Origin of the sequence: Mucilaginibacter lappiensis (genome assembly GCF_050433765.1) — a bacterium.
GTDB lineage: Bacteria > Bacteroidota > Bacteroidia > Sphingobacteriales > Sphingobacteriaceae > Mucilaginibacter > Mucilaginibacter lappiensis_A.
Genome location: NZ_JBNPWP010000003.1, coordinates 758,346 through 774,470, shown reverse-complemented (window position 1 = coordinate 774,470; position 16,125 = coordinate 758,346). Strand labels below are relative to the sequence as shown.

The window sequence follows — 16,125 nt, the reverse complement described above, 5'->3', positions numbered from 1 at the left end:
GAAATCCGCTCGTCCTGACCCTTCATTTTTAAGACAAAAATCCAGCTAATGCTCCATTGGAATACTATATCAGTACAACTTCAACAAACCCTGGCTACCTTAATGCAAGCTGATGTATTAAAAGATCATCGGCTGGTAGGCGGCACGGCTCTAAGCTTATATTTAGGCCACCGGATGTCAGTAGATATTGATTTATTTACTGATGCCGGTAACTACGGCAAGATAAATTACAATAATGTAGAGGAATATTTGAGAAACAGCTTTCCTTATGTAAGTGGCGACTTTGGAAGTGATCCTGTATTCGGCAAGTCGTATCTCATCGGCGAGAATAAAGATAATATCGTCAAAGTTGACATTTACTATGCCAGTGAGCCGTTTTTCGGAGAGTTAGTTGAAAGTGATGGCATTCGTTTAGCTTCTGTTGAAGAAATCATCGCAATGAAGGTTGATGTAGTGCGACGGGGCGGCAGGAAGAAGGACTTTTGGGACCTTCATGAATTGCTCGAACAGTATTCGATTGACCAAATGATAGCTTTACACGCTACAGGGCACGAATGGACACATGATGAAGAGCTTATCATTAAAAACTTTACAGATTTCCGGCAAGCCGATGAAGATTTTGACCCTATTTGCCTCAAAGGGAAGGAATGGGCATTCATCAAGGAAGATTTTGAAGAAGCAGTTAACAGCCGGTAATGAAGTAAAAAATTCTATTGCGATCAAAAATCTGAACTATCGTTGGGTAACAAAAAACCGCGTCAGTTTTCTCAATTCAACGATTTTTAAATTTTAAAAAGAACAGAAATTACATTTTCAAAATCTAAAAAAGTGAGTATATTTGGTCTAACAATTAGAGTAAACTTGCTTTTTGCGTCATTCGTAGAGTAAGGAACTTTTTAAATTGCAAATTACTGATAATTAATACATTAGAGCGATGGTTCTGAACCCTAGCTCTCCGCTTAATTCAATATCAAAAACATTAAAAGCCTGCAAATCAAATATTGCAGGCTTTTTTGTTGATACCACATCAAAGATTATTCTGTAATTCCTCGCTAAAAAGGGACGGGTAGAGACAAATTACCTTCCTCATTTCGTTCATACTCTTACAAACGCTTAATCTTAATATTTTTCAGCCAAATCTTTTGCCCATGGTGCTGAAACATAATGTGCCCGCTGGTTGATTTGGCAAAATTAGGATTGGTCTTATATTTACTATGACTGATCAAATCATTTAGGGCTCCCGATCCAAGTTCATATTCAACTACTTTCCGGCCATTGATCCATTGTTCAACATGGCCATGATCAACCAATAGTCTCGCCGTATTAAATTCGCCAACCGGTTTAAGATGTTTATTTTGCGGTGCTATCAGGTCATATAATGATCCTGCAGAACGCCTGGGTTCATGATCATTAAAATCAATGTCGTCTAATAGCTGCATTTCAAAATTATCCAGCCAGTTGGGGCTGTTACCATTGCCCGATTCATGATTCGAGTTTTCGAGTACGTTATAAAAAATACCGCCATTGCCTGCTTTGGATACCGCCCACTCCAGCGTCAGGTCGAAATTGGTAAAGGTTTCCTTTGTCAGGAAATCAACATTAGGCACTCCGGTTTGGGCAACCAGAGCTCCATCCTCAATTTTCCACGCTTCAAATGGGAAAGAGTCCATCTTGTAACCTCGCAGTTCCGTTACCGATTTGCCGTTAAACAGATAATGCCACTGATGAGTTTGCTGCCCATAGCTCATGCCAATTGTACCAGACAATAGCAGGAGTAAAAAGAATGTTTTTTTCATAGCCGTTTAAACCAGGTTCTTTTTAATATAAGTTATACTTTGGGTAATGCTGTCGTAAGCGTCGGCCGGGCATTTATCCTGTTCCACAAAAAAGTATTTTAGGCCGGCTTTACCGGCATGTTTAAATATCTTTTTAAAATCAATAGTACCGTTACCTACCTCCGTAAACATCCTGTTTGCCGTGTTATCCATATCCTTGATATGCCATAAAGGAAAACGGCCCGGATGTTCACTGATGAGCGCTATGGGGTCTTGATTGGCTTTAGTTACCCAGTATAGGTCCATTTCCATTTTTACCAGTTCTTTATCGGTATTCGCCAACAGGGTTTCATAGGGATATTTACCATCCTCCTGGATAAATTCAAAATCGTGATTATGGTAGCAAAGCTGGATACCTGCTTTTTTACAGGTTTCGCCTGCCTTATTAAAATCATCAGCTATTTTTTTATAATGCTCTAATGTTCCGCGTTCTGGTACCGAAAGAAAGGCGCAAACCATATACTTGACACCTACAGCAGCGGCATCATCCACTGCCCTGCCCCAATCGTTCAGGATGGTTCCTTTTGGGGACGATCCGTTTACCTGTTCCTCGCCCAAACGATAATGGCAGCTTGGCATGACCAGTCCGTTTTGTTTTAAGAGTGAGGCAAATGCGGCAGGATCCATACCATAAAATTTTTCGTTGCCGGTATAGGTGGCGCCCTCCACGGTGGTGTAACCAATTTGGGCTACCCTGGCTAATGTTGCGGCTGGATCTTTCTGCATGTAATCCCGCACAGTGTATAACTGCAGGCCAATATATTTTTTATCGTAAGCAAATAATTTAGGGCTTATCAGCAAGCCTGCCGAAAGCGCTGCCGAAGTTTTGATGAATGAACGCCTGTTGATCATATTTTATGAATTAGATTTATTAAATTAATTGGTTTACTTAGAATTTATCGTCATTTACTTCTATCCAAAAATTGTCCGGATCCTGTAAATAAACTTGTTTAATACCATCGGGCCTCAGTTGCGGCGATTTGGAATCACCTTTCCAGTTACCATACTTTACATGTAGCTCGTCAAGGTGTTTGGTAAATACGGCAAGGTCGGGTACCGAATAGGCATAATGTGTATTGATGTCATGTTCAAAAACTTGGGCGGCCCCTTGTATAACGTGCAGCTGGCTATGCGCGCCGGTTCTGAACCAAACATGTTTTCCATCATGAAAAGGTTCAGGGATTTCCTGCAATTGCATTACGTCGCGGTAAAATGCAGCGCTTTTGGCAAGGTCTTTAACATACAGCGCGTTATGATCTGCATGGGGGCTGTTTTGAGCAAACGCCCGGCTTCCCATTATTAACAGTATCAATAGTGTAAATAAGTTTATCTTTTTTTTCATGGCTTTTCTTATGTTGGTTTGTTCAAAAGCACCCCGTTTGGGGTGCTTTTTCAATTAGTCAACTAAATCTCAATCAGGGAACTAAAAGCTTCTTTAAGCAAAGTTCGTGTTATCATTTCTAATTAAAATATTTTAATTTTTTAAGGTAATCAAAATCATACCTGCTGCTTTCAAGGGCCGAACTGGTGTATTCTTCCTGTTCTACAAAAAAGTGTTTCAATCCTGATTGCTTAACATGATCAAATAAGCTGTTGATATCTACACTCCCCTTTCCAAACTCGGTGCTTTGCCTGGTTTTGGCATCCATATCTTTTAAATGCCACAATGGAAAACGTCCCGGGTATTTGTTAAAGTAATATTGCGGGTCGGCACCTGCAGCAATTACCCAGCCCAGATCAAGCTCCATTTTTACCAGGCTGGGGTCTGTATGGTCAAGCAATACATCATACAACGTTTGCTGGCCATCCTTTTCAAACTCTGACGAATGGTTGTGATAACCAAACGTGATGCCTGATTTTTTACACACCTCGGCGGCTTTTACAAACGCATCCGCACTGCGCTGATAATTAGCAACTGTTTGACCGTTCTCCGGTAAAACCGAGCAGATCAAATAGGGCTGGCCGGCCTCTGCCGCTTCATCAACAGATTGTTGCCAATCGGCATCAATGCGCACATGGCCGCTGATCAGGCTTATGCCCAGATCAGCAGTAATACTTTTTATTTCTTTGGGCTTTAAACCGTAATAATTCCCTTTTTCACTTTTTGCCGATTCTATTTCTTTATAACCCATTTTTGCAAGCAGTTTTAAAGTACCGGCTGCATCTTCCATCATTTCCTTTCGCACGGAATAAAGCTGGATGCCTACTTTATGGGCGGGCTTGCCAACAGCTTTAAGTAATTGCGGTATTAATATCATGCCGGCAGCGGCTGCGACAGAGGTTTTAAGGAATTTACGCCTGTGATAGTTATTTAACGTCATAAATTGATCTTTATTTAACAGTTTCGTTGGTATTACTGATAAAAGCGATGTGCTTACTATCAGGCGACCATGATGGGGTATTGATTGATCCCTGACCGCCGTATATATAGGCCAGTACCTTTGGTTTACCACCCTCAATAGGCATATAGCGAATATATACATGTTTGTACGGCGGGTGGATACCCGGCTCAACTTCATCTTTTAAAAATGATAAAAATACCATCGATTTGCCATCAGGCGATATGTGGGCAAACCAATTGTTATAGTCGTCGCTGGTTACCTGCTCCTGGTCGCTGCCATCAGGTTTCATCCGCCATATCTGCATCAGGCCCGAACGTACAGAATTAAAATAAATATATTTTCCATCAGGTGTATATTCCGGCCCGTCGTCAAGCCCTTTGGTAGTGGTTAAACGAACTTCCTTACCGCCATTAACAGGTACTTTGTAAACATCAAACTCACCTCCCCTGTCCCCGCAAAACACAAGGCTTTTACCATCTGGTGACCAGCCATGCAGATATGATGGCCCTTTAGGGGTTATTTGTTTAGGCGTACCCCCGGTAACCGGAACTGTATACACAATGGAGCCGCCCAGTTCTTTAACATTGCTGCTTAAGCCTATCATTTTCCCATCAAAGGAAAGCACATGATCATTATTGTTATGCTGCACATTTCCTGTATTCAATAAAGTGGATTTACGTGTAGCTAAATCAAATGTATACAGCAATCCTTTGTTATCATTAAATATCAGGCTTTTGTTATCAGGCAGCCAGTTTGGTGCCTGGATAGAATAAGGCACCGTATAAATAATTTCGCGATTACCGGTGGCAACTTCCATGAGCTCCAGGTTGCTTCCCAGGGTCATTTGTGTTCTTTGGTCAGCCACGCCGGCATATGGTACAGTTATTCGTACATCCCTGAAAACCCCTGTTTCCGCGACATCCGGGTTATGTGAACCCACAAACAAACCCACATATACCTCATCGCCCAGGTCAAGATCAGCTACTTCTTCCGTAACAAAAGGCTCCCCGTATTTTGCCATGCGCATGGTATAGGTATTACCCTTTCTTTCCAGTTGAATAATGTTGGCATGGGTAATTTTTGATTTGATTTCTTCGGTTGTGGCGCTCGCAGTTCTTCTGAATTGTAAAGAGGTAAGTCCGTCGCCATGTTCTACGGCATTAATCTGTGCCGAATTACCCTCCAATGATTTACGTACCATCCAGCCTACTTTACGGTGTTGCTCTACCCCATTCCATCCAACAAACTCAGCACGGGTATATAATATAAAATCGCCCTTAATTTTTTTGTATACGTAATGAAACTCATCATGGTCAAACCATATATTATAGCCGGCTCCCGATATGACATATTGCTGGGTTTGGGGCAGGTAAACGCCAGAACCAGGTTTAGTGTTTGCGCCTACATCAAGCTGCCCATCAAAAATACCTATTGATTTTTGCTGTGCTAAGGCAGATAAGCTGAAGAACACAACACCAAGTGCCGTGATGATTGTACGTAAATTAGTTTTTCTCATTTTCTATATTTTTTTTATGTTATTAAAACTTTATTTAACTTCCGTGATGAATGCGTAAGGCTTAAGGGGCCCTGCAACCAATTCTTTAAACAAATATTATTCAGGCTTTATTTATCACGTTTGGTTATGGGCCAAAATTAAATTTTGCATCAAACGAGCTATAATTTCGGGTTACATCATTACTACATCATACGGCTATTTATATTACAGATGCCTGTTTAAAGGCATATTTTTTACATTATTTGAAACTATTGGTACCAGGATGAAGAAAAAATGGCTATTGTTTTTTTTATTATTGAAGTTGAGTTGTGCCTTTGCCCAAAATCCAATCGGGCTTCCTAATATCATTTCTTATTACAGGAGCGATTATAATGGCGGCTTACAAAACAGGAGTATAGTTCAGGATAAAAACGGGATTATTTATTTTGCCAACAGTGAGGGTTTATTAAGCTTTGACGGCACTTACTGGAACCTTTATCCATTACCCAATAAAACAATTATAAGATCAATAGCTTTTGGCAAGGATGGCAGGATATATGCTGGCGGGCAAAACGAAATGGGATATTTTTCGCCCAATAAAACTGGTAACCTGGTGTTTACTTCTTTGAAAAACCTGCTGCCAGAAAAAATCACATCGTTTAAAGATATCTGGGACATTGTATCCTACGATGATAAAATATTCTTCCGCTCACAGAACAATATTTTTCAGTTCGATGGCAAATTCATTACCGCCTATCAGCCCGTTTCCCAATGGCAATTTTTAGGGTCTTGTAATGGTCAGCTTATTGCGCAAGATGCAACAAAAGGCTTGTTTCAATTTTCAAACGGAGAGTGGTCGCCATTGGTAGTAAACAAATCGCTGCCTCAAGACCTTGCCGTTACCGCTTTATTGCATTTAAGTAAAGACAGTATTTTAATTACAACTTTAAAAAAAGGCCTGTTTGTTTTGACCCGGCAAAAAGTAAGTGGTTTTAAATTTAAAGGTCCGGATCCGTTCCTGAACCAGCAAATTATGTGCGCTATGGCAATGGACGATGGTCACCTTGCTGTTGGCACCCACATGGGTGGTTTATATATTATTGATAAGCAGGGGCGTATATTGCAAAACTTTACCCGCAAAGAAGGGCTGCAAAACAACACCGTGCTGAGTTTATTTTTAGATAAAGACCGCAACCTTTGGATGGGTTTAGATGATGGCATTGATTTTAATGCTTATAACAGTGCAATCAAACACATTTACCCCGAAAAATTAAATGAGGGGGCAGGTTACAGCGCCATATTATTTAATCGCGTACTGTATATTGGTACATCTAACTGGTTATATCAATTACCTGTTGATGACAACCCGGACCTGAGCGATATTAATGGTACTTTTAAAACTGTTCCCGGCACTAAAGCATCGGCGTGGGGGCTTTTTAAAGTAAATAATAACCTGTTGCTTGCTCACCATGAAGGCGCCTTTCAAATTAAGGACAAACAAGCATTCCCTATCAACACACACTTTGGTTATTGGAATTTTACACCATATGATAAGGTATTGCCATCATCAACAATTATTGCCGGTGGGTATAACGGGCTTGATCTGATAAAATACAACAACAACGCTTTCACTGCTGCAGGGACTATAAATTTCGGTGAATCGTCGCGTTTTGTTATTGTACAAAATCACACAGCCTGGGTAGCCCATACTTATAAAGGCATTTATAGAATAGATATCAGCTCTCCTGCCTACCCCCAAACCAAATTATACACCAATAAAAACGGATTACCTTCTGTATTAAAAAACCGCCTTTTTAATATTAAGAACCGAATGGTAGTGGCAACAGAAAAGGGCATCTATGAATATAATGCCGGTACTGACCGCTTTGAACCTTCTGCCTATTTTAATGCCATTTTTAAAGACAAGAACCTCTGCTTTTTAAAAGAAGACAACCAGGGGAATATTTGGTTCATTGAAGAAAAGAAACTTGGTGTGGCAGATTACTCCGGCCCTACTCCCAAGCTAATTTACTTTCCTGAACTCAATGGCAAACTGGTAAGCGACTTTGAAAATATATATCCGTTAAACGAAGAAAACATTTTTGTAGGTGCCGAAAAAGGTTTCTATCACATTAATTATAAAAAATACAAAGCAAATAAAAGTTCTATCCAGGTGCTGGTCAGAATGGTAAAAGCATCTGGAGATGCTGATAACATTTTAAACGGCGGTTATAATAATGCAAAAAAAGCATTACAACAATTGAGCAGCAAGCAAAACTCTTTACACTTTGAATATTCTACCCCCTCGTTTCAAAAACAATCAAACATTGAATACAGCTATTATTTAAAAAACTTCGACAAAGAATGGTCGGCATGGTCAAAAAGGACTGAAAAGGATTATACCAACTTATCTGAAGGTACTTATACCTTTGAAATTAAGGCACGGAGTAATCTGGGCGATGAATCTGCCATTACCAGCTTTACTTTTACAGTGCTTCCGCCCTGGTACCGTACCATTTGGGCTTATATAGTATATGGCATGCTGTTTATTGCCTTTAACTATTTATTTTACAAATGGCTTAAAAGGAAATTCGTGCGGGAAAAGTTAAAACATGCACAAGAACAAAAGCGCTTAAAATACCTGCACCAGCTTGAAATGGAAAAATCTGAAAAGGAGATCATCGCTCTTAAGAATGAAAAACTGGAATCAGAAATACTGGGTAAAAACTCCGAGCTGGCATCTGTTGCCATGCATTTACTGCAAAAAGGTGAACTGTTGGGCAAAATAAGGGAAGAACTGGTTAGCCTACGGAAATCAACAGATGACATGCCTTCTGAAGAGTTAAAAAAATTGATCAGGATATTAAACCAGGAGAGCAAAATAGACAAAGAATGGGACCAGTTTGCAGAGTATTTTGACAATACACATAGCGATTTTTTAAAAGCCATCAAAGAAATTCATCCTAACCTGAATGCACATGAGCTTAAATTGTGTGCCTACCTGCGCATGAACCTGTCAAGCAAGGAAATGGCCCAGCTTATGAACATATCGGTAAGGGGGGTAGAAATAAGCAGGTACAGGTTACGAAAAAAACTACAGGTACCTACTGAAATAAACCTGAACACTTATTTTACGGATTTTTCATCTTTAAAAAAAGAAACCAGCTAAGCCAGTATTAGCCTTATTTTACTACTTCTCTAATACTTCATTTGCTGATATAAAGTATTATGGTATTTGTTATTTACAGCATTCTGCTAAATTTACTTTACCATTTACAAACAACTAATTTATAAAGCATTATGACAAAGCTAAGTTATCTATCTATTGTATTGTGTGTGTTTATTGGAGGGATTATATGCGCCTTCAGATCGGCCTCCGGTGATCACCCAACACTGGCAATAGGAACCAAAGCTCCTGATTTTAGTTTGCCGGGAACTGACGGCAAAACTTACACCTTAAACTCGTTTAAAAACGCGGCTATTTTAGTGGTTGTTTTTACTTGCAACCATTGCCCAACCGCCCAGGCTTATGAAGACAGAATAATCCAGCTCACTAAGGATTATAGTAGTAAAGGTGTTGCTGTAGTAGCTATAATGCCCAATGACCCTAATGCCATACAACTGAGCGAACTGGGTTATACAGATATGAGTGATTCATTTGACGAAATGAAAAGAAGAGCCACGGAAAAGCATTTTAATTTTCCTTATTTATATGACGGTGCAACACAATCAGTAACTAAAGCTTACGGACCTGTGGCTACCCCTCATGTGTTCATATTTAATAAAGAAAGGAAACTTTGTTTCTCGGGCCGGATAGATGATACAGAAAAACCCACCAAAACTCCCAACACACAGGATACCCGCAATGCCATTAATCAGCTTTTAAATAATAAAATGCCTGTTGAAAGTACAACCAAGGTATTTGGTTGTTCGGTAAAATGGGCCGAAAAAGAAGATTGGCAGCAAAAGGCAAAAGACGAATGGGCAAAAGAGCCCGTTAAGATTGATACAATTGGCGTTGCGGGCATTAAAGAATTGATTAGCAATAAGTCTGACAAGTTACGGTTGATCAATGTTTGGGCTACCTGGTGCGGCCCCTGCACTACCGAATTTCCGGAATTTATTACTATTAACAGGATGTACCGTAAACGTGATTTTGAGCTTGTAACCATAAGCGCGGATGATCCTACGAAAATGAATAAGGCCTTAAAGTTTCTACAGCAATCGCAGGCATCGGCTACCAATTATATATTTAACACAGACGATAAATATAAATTGATTGAAGCTATTGACCCAAAATGGCAGGGTGCCTTACCCTATACCATTCTTGTTGAGCCTAATGGTAAAATTGTTTATGCCAAAGAGGGCATCATTGATCCTCCGGCTTTAAAGAAACTTATTGTCGACAATTCATACATTGGCCGATATTATTAATAGATTAATAACCGATAGCAGAAAATACAAAAGGCAGCGCTTATGCGCTGCCTTTTTAATATAACTGGTTTTTAAGTTAATTAATTATAACCCGGGTTTTGTTTTAAATTGATCTCGCCGGTTGAGTTTTCAACATCAATTTGCTTTTGAGGTATAGGAAAATATTCATTGATCCCTTTATGAAATTGTGCCGAAGGATTAGTATAGTAAAATGAGTTCCGGGTTTTTTCAACCTGCTGGTAGGTGTTGAGGATCTGGGCCATTGTACCTGTTCCGTTGTCCCATCGTTGCAGGTCAAAAAAGCGGTGTCCTTCCATAGCCAGTTCCAGCCGACGTTCAAATTGTACTGCTTTACGCGCGTAGGCCTGGCCCTGGGTGGCAAAAGTTCCGGTTGGATAAGGTGCAACCTTATACTTATCGGCCGGCTTAGCCTGCGAATTGTATTTGGAATTGGCCGCATTATAGGTAGTATTAGCATATACCCAGCCTGCAGGGTCGGCCGCGCGTGTCCTGATCTGGTTAACGTACATTTCGGCTTGCCCAAGACTACCTATTTCTACCTCGCACTCAGCCGCCCATAATATAATATCTGCGAATCTGATAAAATTCACGTTGTTGGCATCAATACTGGTAGCACCCCAAAAGGCAGTTTCAGTTGATGATAAAGTACCAGCCTGACTTTTGGCGTACACATTCTTTTTAGGACTGAACACGCCATTTGTCGCAGGGTCGCGGATCCACTGTTTACTGTCTGGCCCCCAATCAAAATATGGCACTCCGGGGCGGCCTATGGTCCAGTCTATACGGGGGTCAACATTACCTGTGTATAAATTAGTGGAGTCACTTACAACCGGTCCGTTGTTCCAGGTATCTAATAGCGGCAACCCGTTGGCATCAGTTTTAAAAGCATTGGCCAAATTAAATGAGGGATTATTGAACCCGCAGCATCCACCCGGGGCACCTGGGCCATTAGGGAAATTTAACACATCACCGTAATTACCGTTTAACTGTGATCCATCATTAACCGATGCCTGGTAAGCAAATACTGACTCGGCACTGTTTTTCGTAGCCGCGTTAAAGTTATCCTCAAAATTCACCAGCGTGTATTTTTGACCTCCCGCGGTTTGGCCGCTGCTGATCAGCTGATCAAGCAGTGGTTTGGCATCAGTGTATTTATGCTCAAACATATAAACTTTGGCCAAAAAAGCCTTAGCTGCCGATTTGTTCGCCCTCCCTCTTTGTGGTTGTGTTTCGGGCAGGTTATCTATGGCAAATTTCAGATCATCCTCAATCTTAGGCCATATATCTATAAACTTACCTGATTTATCAACATTGGGAACATTAAGGTTGTTATTGGTTATCGTGATAGTTTCATCAACGTAAGGAAAATTATTAAACACTATTTTTCCACCGAAATGATAAAAAGCCCTCAGGAAACGTGTCTCTCCTGAAATTACCTTAGCATCAGCCTCCGAAATATCTTCGGCTTTAGGTAAAACGCGTAATACCTCGTTGCATCTTTGTATTCCATCATACAACAATGCCCATTTTTGCTGAACATAGCTGGTATTTGCGGATGATACCGACCATGTTTGCAATAAAACCAGATCGGGCTGGTCGGTAGGTGTCGACCCTTTGTACGAATCATCGGCACATACGCTGCCATACACCCAGTTGGAGCCGGCACTGCCATAAGCGTAGCCAGTTGAGGTAGACAATCCTATCTCCCCGTCGAGAAGAGAATATGCCCCGATCAATAAACCCTGAACACCGGTTAAATTAGCCACGTTATCAGAACTTAAAGAACCCAGGGGTTGTTTATCCAAAAAGCTTTTTTTACAACCATAAATTACAATCGAACCGATCAAGCAAATCGGCAAAATGATCCTGTATTTAGTTTTCATATCATATTTTTTTATTGTTTGTATCACCCTGATTAAAAAGACATATTAACACCGGCAGTAAACGTTTTTTGATTAGCCGGATATGCCCCTCCGTCTATTCCAAATAATGTACTGGATGTATTACTGCCCGGCAATTCAGGATCAAGACCGGTATATTTGGTAATGGTAAAAAGATTGGTGCCCTGTATAAAAACCCGTAATTTTTCTATACCTATCTTTTTTAATTTAAGAGCTGGTATGTTATAACCCAGCACTACGGTTTTGCACCTCAGGTATGAACCGCTTTCGTCATAATAGGATGAAAAAGCAGTGTTATTACTAAAGTTTGATGAACGCTCCAGCATAGGAACTTTGGCATTGGGGCGTTGTGGCGTCCAGGAGTTATATACCGCGTCTTTACTTATGGCTACATCAAACTGCTGCGGAAAATCGGTAGATGACCGGATGATATTCAATACATCGTTCCCAACCGAGGCATACAGGAACATCAGAAAGTCGAAGTTTTTATAAGACGCTCCTATGTTAAGGCCAGTTGTAAACTTGGGGTTAGGGTTGCCAAAAAAGGTACGGTCACTTGCATCTATCTTACCATCGCCATTCACATCCTGATACCTGAAACGGCCGGGCGCAGCAGCATCCTGTGTGGCAGCCGAACTAACTTCGGCGGCATTCTGGAATATACCCATAACCTTATAGCCAAAAAAGGCACCTACCGGATGTCCGGGTTGTAACCTGGAATAGGTTGTTGAACTCCCGCCTGAACCTACATCAATGTATGCGGTTCCTTTTGGCAGACTCACCACTTTATTATCATACGAGGTAAATGTGCCTGTAAAATCCATTTTAAAATCACTACTAAATGAACCGTGGTAGGTAACAGCAGCATCAATACCTTTATTTTCAATATTACCCGAATTTATAAAAGGCGCCGATGCACCTCCCGCGGTTGATGGCAGGGCTGCCGGAAACAATAGACCGTTAATGGATTTTTTATAAACTTCAAAGGACATATCGATCTTGTTTTTTATGATCGTAGCGTCGAAGCCGATGTTAGTAATGATATCCTCTTCCCAGCTGGTATTGGGGTTACCAAACTGGCTGATGTAAAGCCCCTGCACGGAGCTGTTACTGCTACCGTTAATATCATAGTAAGATAAAACCGCCCCCTGGCCATATAAGGTAAATGCATTGGTTGAGTTGATGTTACTTATTGAGCCCAGTTTACCCCAACCTGCACGTATTTTCAAATCATTAACCCAATCCACTTTTTCCATGAACTCCTCGCCCGAGATACGCCAGCCACCGGTAACTGATGGAAAAAGCCCGTACCGCTTATCGGTTGCAAATACCGAGGCGCCATCACGGCGCAGCGTGCCACTTAACAGGTATTTATCATTGTAATTATAATCAAATCTGCCAAATAAGGAGTACAGGGCCAGTTGATACGGCGTTTGCTGTCCATTAGGATTTACAATGTTTGAATTGGTTTGTGTGCCCGACTCGCCAAAGTTCAAGGTCCACAAATTAGGGTCAACCGTAAGATTGTTTGGATTGGTGAGGTAGTAATTGCCCCTCGAAGCGCCAACGGCATTACCCATATTTTTGATAGCCTCGCTGCCAATGAGTACATTAATACTGTGCTTGCCAAACGTATCCTTGTAATTCAGGGTGTTTGTCCAGGTCCAATTGGTGCTGAAGCCGTAGTTTTCAATATAGCTATTGGGATTAGTACTATTCTCCGCGTTCTCGTAACCGGTAAATACAAAGGCGTTATTATAAAAGTAATCTACCGTACCGCCAAAGCTTGTGCGGGCGGTGAACTTCTTTAAAAAATCGACCTCAGCATACGCGTTTCCGGAAATATTCCAGTCGCTATTTTTATAGTCTTTAGTGCGTTGCTGAATGGCAACCGGGTTTGGGGCGTTACCTAAACTTTGCGACCCACCGCCTGCATAATTTCCGTTAATATCATATACCGGTATAATGGTAGGCATCCTGAATGACGCGTTAATAGCATTGGTGCTGTTTACACCAGGCAAATTGGTATAACCTGGATTTTGCTTATAAAACGCGTAAAGGTTCTCGCCTATGCGGATGTGGTCTTTTACTTTAAAACTGGTATTTACCCTTACCGAATAACGTTTAAGATAAGTTTCAATTAAGGTTCCCTGCTGATCAAGATAGCCTAATGAAAACAGGTAATTTGACTTTTCTGTACCACCGCTTACCGACAGGCTATGGCTTTGTATAGGTGCAGGCTTAAATATTTCATGAAACCAGTCCGTTCCCTCCTTATTAGCCTTGGTGATCTGATTAGAATATAAGGCATAAGTAGATGGATTTGTATTAGGGTCACCATTTTTACCAGCTGCAGGGGTAATATAATCAGGAATAACAGGTTCAGGGCCGCTGCCATATTGTTTATGTACCGGCGCTAAACCGTCATTTTTATACTCCTGCCATATGGCATTTGCCGTTTCGGTAGGGTTTGCTAAATTCCATCCTTTTGAGTTAGGGCGTTGTGTACCATAATAAGTATCATAAGTAATTGTGGGGACGCCAACTTTACCTTTTTTAGTAGTAACAATTACAACACCGTTTGAACCGCGCACGCCATAAATAGCGGCAGAACCGGCATCCTTTAAAACCTGGATCGATTGTATATCGTTAACATTAATATCATGCAAACTGCCGGGGGTACCGTCAACAATCACCAGGGGGTCGGTGCTTCCTACAGATGTTATACCACGTATTTTTATATTACTGGCACTGCCTGGAGCTCCAGAACTAACCACGGTTACACCCGATGCCTGTCCCTGTAATAAAGATTCAGTTGAACCCGAAGGCACTGCTTTTAAATTACTTACATTAACAACCGCAACGGCGCCGGTTATGTCTTTCTTTCTTTGCGAGCTATAGCCCGTAACCACTACTTCGTTCAATGACCTTGAAGCCGGATGAAGATTAATAACCGGGGCGGATTGATCGCCTACCGTAACTTCCTGAGTATCGTAACCGATGTATGAAATGACCAGTACATCGGTAGTTTTAACCGTAAGGGTAAAGCTTCCGTTTAAATCGGTTACTGCGCCGGCAGTAGAACCTTTAATTTTAACCGATGCCCCGATGACAGGTATTTTATCATCAAAGCCAATAACCTTGCCTGTTATTTTTGTTTGCCCAAAAACAGTCAGGTTTAAAAACAATCCGAGGAAAATAAGGCATATTTTCCATGCTGAATAGCGTAGTTTATCATGCATAAAGTGAGATATAAAGGTTAATAATTGATTTTTTTTGTAGGAAATACCTGGCTTATTTATGCTTTGCCACATTATTATCCAGATGTACATCCCATACGGTAGCTTCTTCTATAACCTCTGGGTCATGTGAGCATATAAATAAGCCAATCAATGCTTCATCTGGCATATTGGGCATAATGTGTGCCCCTACGGTTTTAAGTTGCTCGCCAACATGGCCAACCCGCATGATCACCTTTTTGCCTATCCGCTGTAGTTGCACAACCTCAAACTTTTTTTCCGGGAAAAAGATCTCTTCCTGCGGATCGAGCATATTTGCACCTTTTTTTGAGCGCCACTGTAAAACCGTTAATCCGTCGCCATGAGTAACAGCGCTCAGATGGATAGATTTGTCATCGGTTGAGGCCCTGAGCATCCAGCCAACCTTGCGGTGACCGTTTCCCTTATCTCCTTTAAATTCAAAATTGGCTGTAGCAGTAAAATCGCCTTTTACAGGCTTGTACGCATATTGAAATTCGTCGCGGTTAAACCAGATGTTGTAGCCTGAACCTTTGAGCGTGAAACTATGCGTTACCTTATCATATTGCGCATTACCCGCATTTTTAGGATGGCCGATATCCTGGTGGCTGGTAAATACGCCCAAAGAATCGCTTTGGGCATGTACGATATCGCATTGAAGCAGCATTACTATGCTCAAAAAGCTGCTCAGACTTAATTTCAGGATTAGATTTTTGCTATAGGAATAGCCTTCAGATACTTTTTCTTTCATAAAATTGTTGTTTTAATTGGATTGGTTATTAAAATTGGGGTACGCTCAGGGAGCCATTTCCAATGGAAACAAACTTATACAGAAAAGAA

The 16,125-nt window shown here is 41.0% G+C and carries 11 protein-coding genes; 3 read left to right on the top strand and 8 right to left on the bottom strand.

The annotated features are described in order from the left end of the window. Nucleotides 1–48 precede the first annotated feature (48 nt). Entirely contained in the window at nt 49–696 is a 648-nt protein-coding gene (locus tag M2273_RS13195; protein WP_429397497.1) for a nucleotidyl transferase AbiEii/AbiGii toxin family protein, read from the top strand. A gap of 407 nt (nt 697–1,103) precedes the next feature. Here the strand turns inward: M2273_RS13195 and M2273_RS13190 are convergent, their stop codons facing one another. The 5 genes from M2273_RS13190 to M2273_RS13170 form a co-directional block, all read right to left on the bottom strand. Next, on the bottom strand, nt 1,104–1,796 hold the full coding sequence (locus M2273_RS13190; RefSeq protein ID WP_429397495.1) for a 3-keto-disaccharide hydrolase: 693 nt from the start codon (nt 1,794–1,796) through the stop codon (nt 1,104–1,106). Nucleotides 1,797–1,802: 6 nt separating this feature from the next. Further along, complete coding sequence (locus M2273_RS13185) at nt 1,803–2,687, bottom strand: TIM barrel protein (protein ID WP_429397494.1); 885 nt, start codon at nt 2,685–2,687, stop codon at nt 1,803–1,805. A gap of 37 nt (nt 2,688–2,724) precedes the next feature. Further along, entirely contained in the window at nt 2,725–3,177 is a 453-nt protein-coding gene (locus M2273_RS13180) for a VOC family protein (RefSeq protein ID WP_429397492.1), read from the bottom strand. A 118-nt stretch (nt 3,178–3,295) separates the two neighbouring features. Next, the gene (locus M2273_RS13175) at nt 3,296–4,156 is read right to left on the bottom strand and encodes a sugar phosphate isomerase/epimerase family protein (RefSeq protein ID WP_429397490.1); all 861 of its coding nucleotides are present in this window, start codon (nt 4,154–4,156) and stop codon (nt 3,296–3,298) included. A 10-nt stretch (nt 4,157–4,166) separates the two neighbouring features. Next, on the bottom strand, nt 4,167–5,693 hold the full coding sequence (locus tag M2273_RS13170; protein WP_429397488.1) for a hypothetical protein: 1,527 nt from the start codon (nt 5,691–5,693) through the stop codon (nt 4,167–4,169). Between the two features lie 262 nt (nt 5,694–5,955). Here M2273_RS13170 and M2273_RS13165 point away from each other — a divergent pair, with 262 nt between their 5' ends. After that, a complete protein-coding gene (locus M2273_RS13165; protein WP_429397486.1) occupies nt 5,956–8,841 on the top strand; it encodes a triple tyrosine motif-containing protein in 2,886 nt (961 codons plus the stop codon). A gap of 131 nt (nt 8,842–8,972) precedes the next feature. After that, nucleotides 8,973–10,106, top strand: a complete 1,134-nt coding sequence (locus M2273_RS13160; RefSeq protein ID WP_429397484.1) for a redoxin family protein — start codon at nt 8,973–8,975, stop codon at nt 10,104–10,106. An 80-nt stretch (nt 10,107–10,186) separates the two neighbouring features. Here the strand turns inward: M2273_RS13160 and M2273_RS13155 are convergent, their stop codons facing one another. From M2273_RS13155 to M2273_RS13145, 3 genes are read right to left on the bottom strand one after another with little or no spacing between them, the layout of a single operon-like run. Next, a complete protein-coding gene (locus M2273_RS13155) occupies nt 10,187–12,010 on the bottom strand; it encodes a RagB/SusD family nutrient uptake outer membrane protein (protein ID WP_429397482.1) in 1,824 nt (607 codons plus the stop codon). 32 nt (nt 12,011–12,042) lie between these two features. Then, on the bottom strand, nt 12,043–15,270 hold the full coding sequence (locus tag M2273_RS13150) for a SusC/RagA family TonB-linked outer membrane protein (protein WP_429397480.1): 3,228 nt from the start codon (nt 15,268–15,270) through the stop codon (nt 12,043–12,045). 52 nt (nt 15,271–15,322) lie between these two features. Beyond that, on the bottom strand, nt 15,323–16,036 hold the full coding sequence (locus M2273_RS13145; protein ID WP_429397478.1) for a hypothetical protein: 714 nt from the start codon (nt 16,034–16,036) through the stop codon (nt 15,323–15,325). Nucleotides 16,037–16,125 lie beyond the last annotated feature (89 nt).

What these genes read in the sequence shown, in the direction of transcription:
- M2273_RS13145 (WP_429397478.1), bottom strand. Translation starts at nt 16,036, where the DNA reads ATGAAAGAAAAAGTATCTGAAGGCTATTCCTATAGCAAAAATCTAATC.
- M2273_RS13170 (WP_429397488.1), bottom strand. Translation starts at nt 5,693, where the DNA reads ATGAGAAAAACTAATTTACGTACAATCATCACGGCACTTGGTGTTGTG.
- M2273_RS13160 (WP_429397484.1), top strand. Translation starts at nt 8,973, where the DNA reads ATGACAAAGCTAAGTTATCTATCTATTGTATTGTGTGTGTTTATTGGA.
- M2273_RS13190 (WP_429397495.1), bottom strand. Translation starts at nt 1,796, where the DNA reads ATGAAAAAAACATTCTTTTTACTCCTGCTATTGTCTGGTACAATTGGC.
- M2273_RS13165 (WP_429397486.1), top strand. Translation starts at nt 5,956, where the DNA reads ATGAAGAAAAAATGGCTATTGTTTTTTTTATTATTGAAGTTGAGTTGT.
- M2273_RS13175 (WP_429397490.1), bottom strand. Translation starts at nt 4,156, where the DNA reads ATGACGTTAAATAACTATCACAGGCGTAAATTCCTTAAAACCTCTGTC.
- M2273_RS13185 (WP_429397494.1), bottom strand. Translation starts at nt 2,687, where the DNA reads ATGATCAACAGGCGTTCATTCATCAAAACTTCGGCAGCGCTTTCGGCA.
- M2273_RS13180 (WP_429397492.1), bottom strand. Translation starts at nt 3,177, where the DNA reads ATGAAAAAAAAGATAAACTTATTTACACTATTGATACTGTTAATAATG.
- M2273_RS13195 (WP_429397497.1), top strand. Translation starts at nt 49, where the DNA reads ATGCTCCATTGGAATACTATATCAGTACAACTTCAACAAACCCTGGCT.
- M2273_RS13150 (WP_429397480.1), bottom strand. Translation starts at nt 15,270, where the DNA reads ATGCATGATAAACTACGCTATTCAGCATGGAAAATATGCCTTATTTTC.
- M2273_RS13155 (WP_429397482.1), bottom strand. Translation starts at nt 12,010, where the DNA reads ATGAAAACTAAATACAGGATCATTTTGCCGATTTGCTTGATCGGTTCG.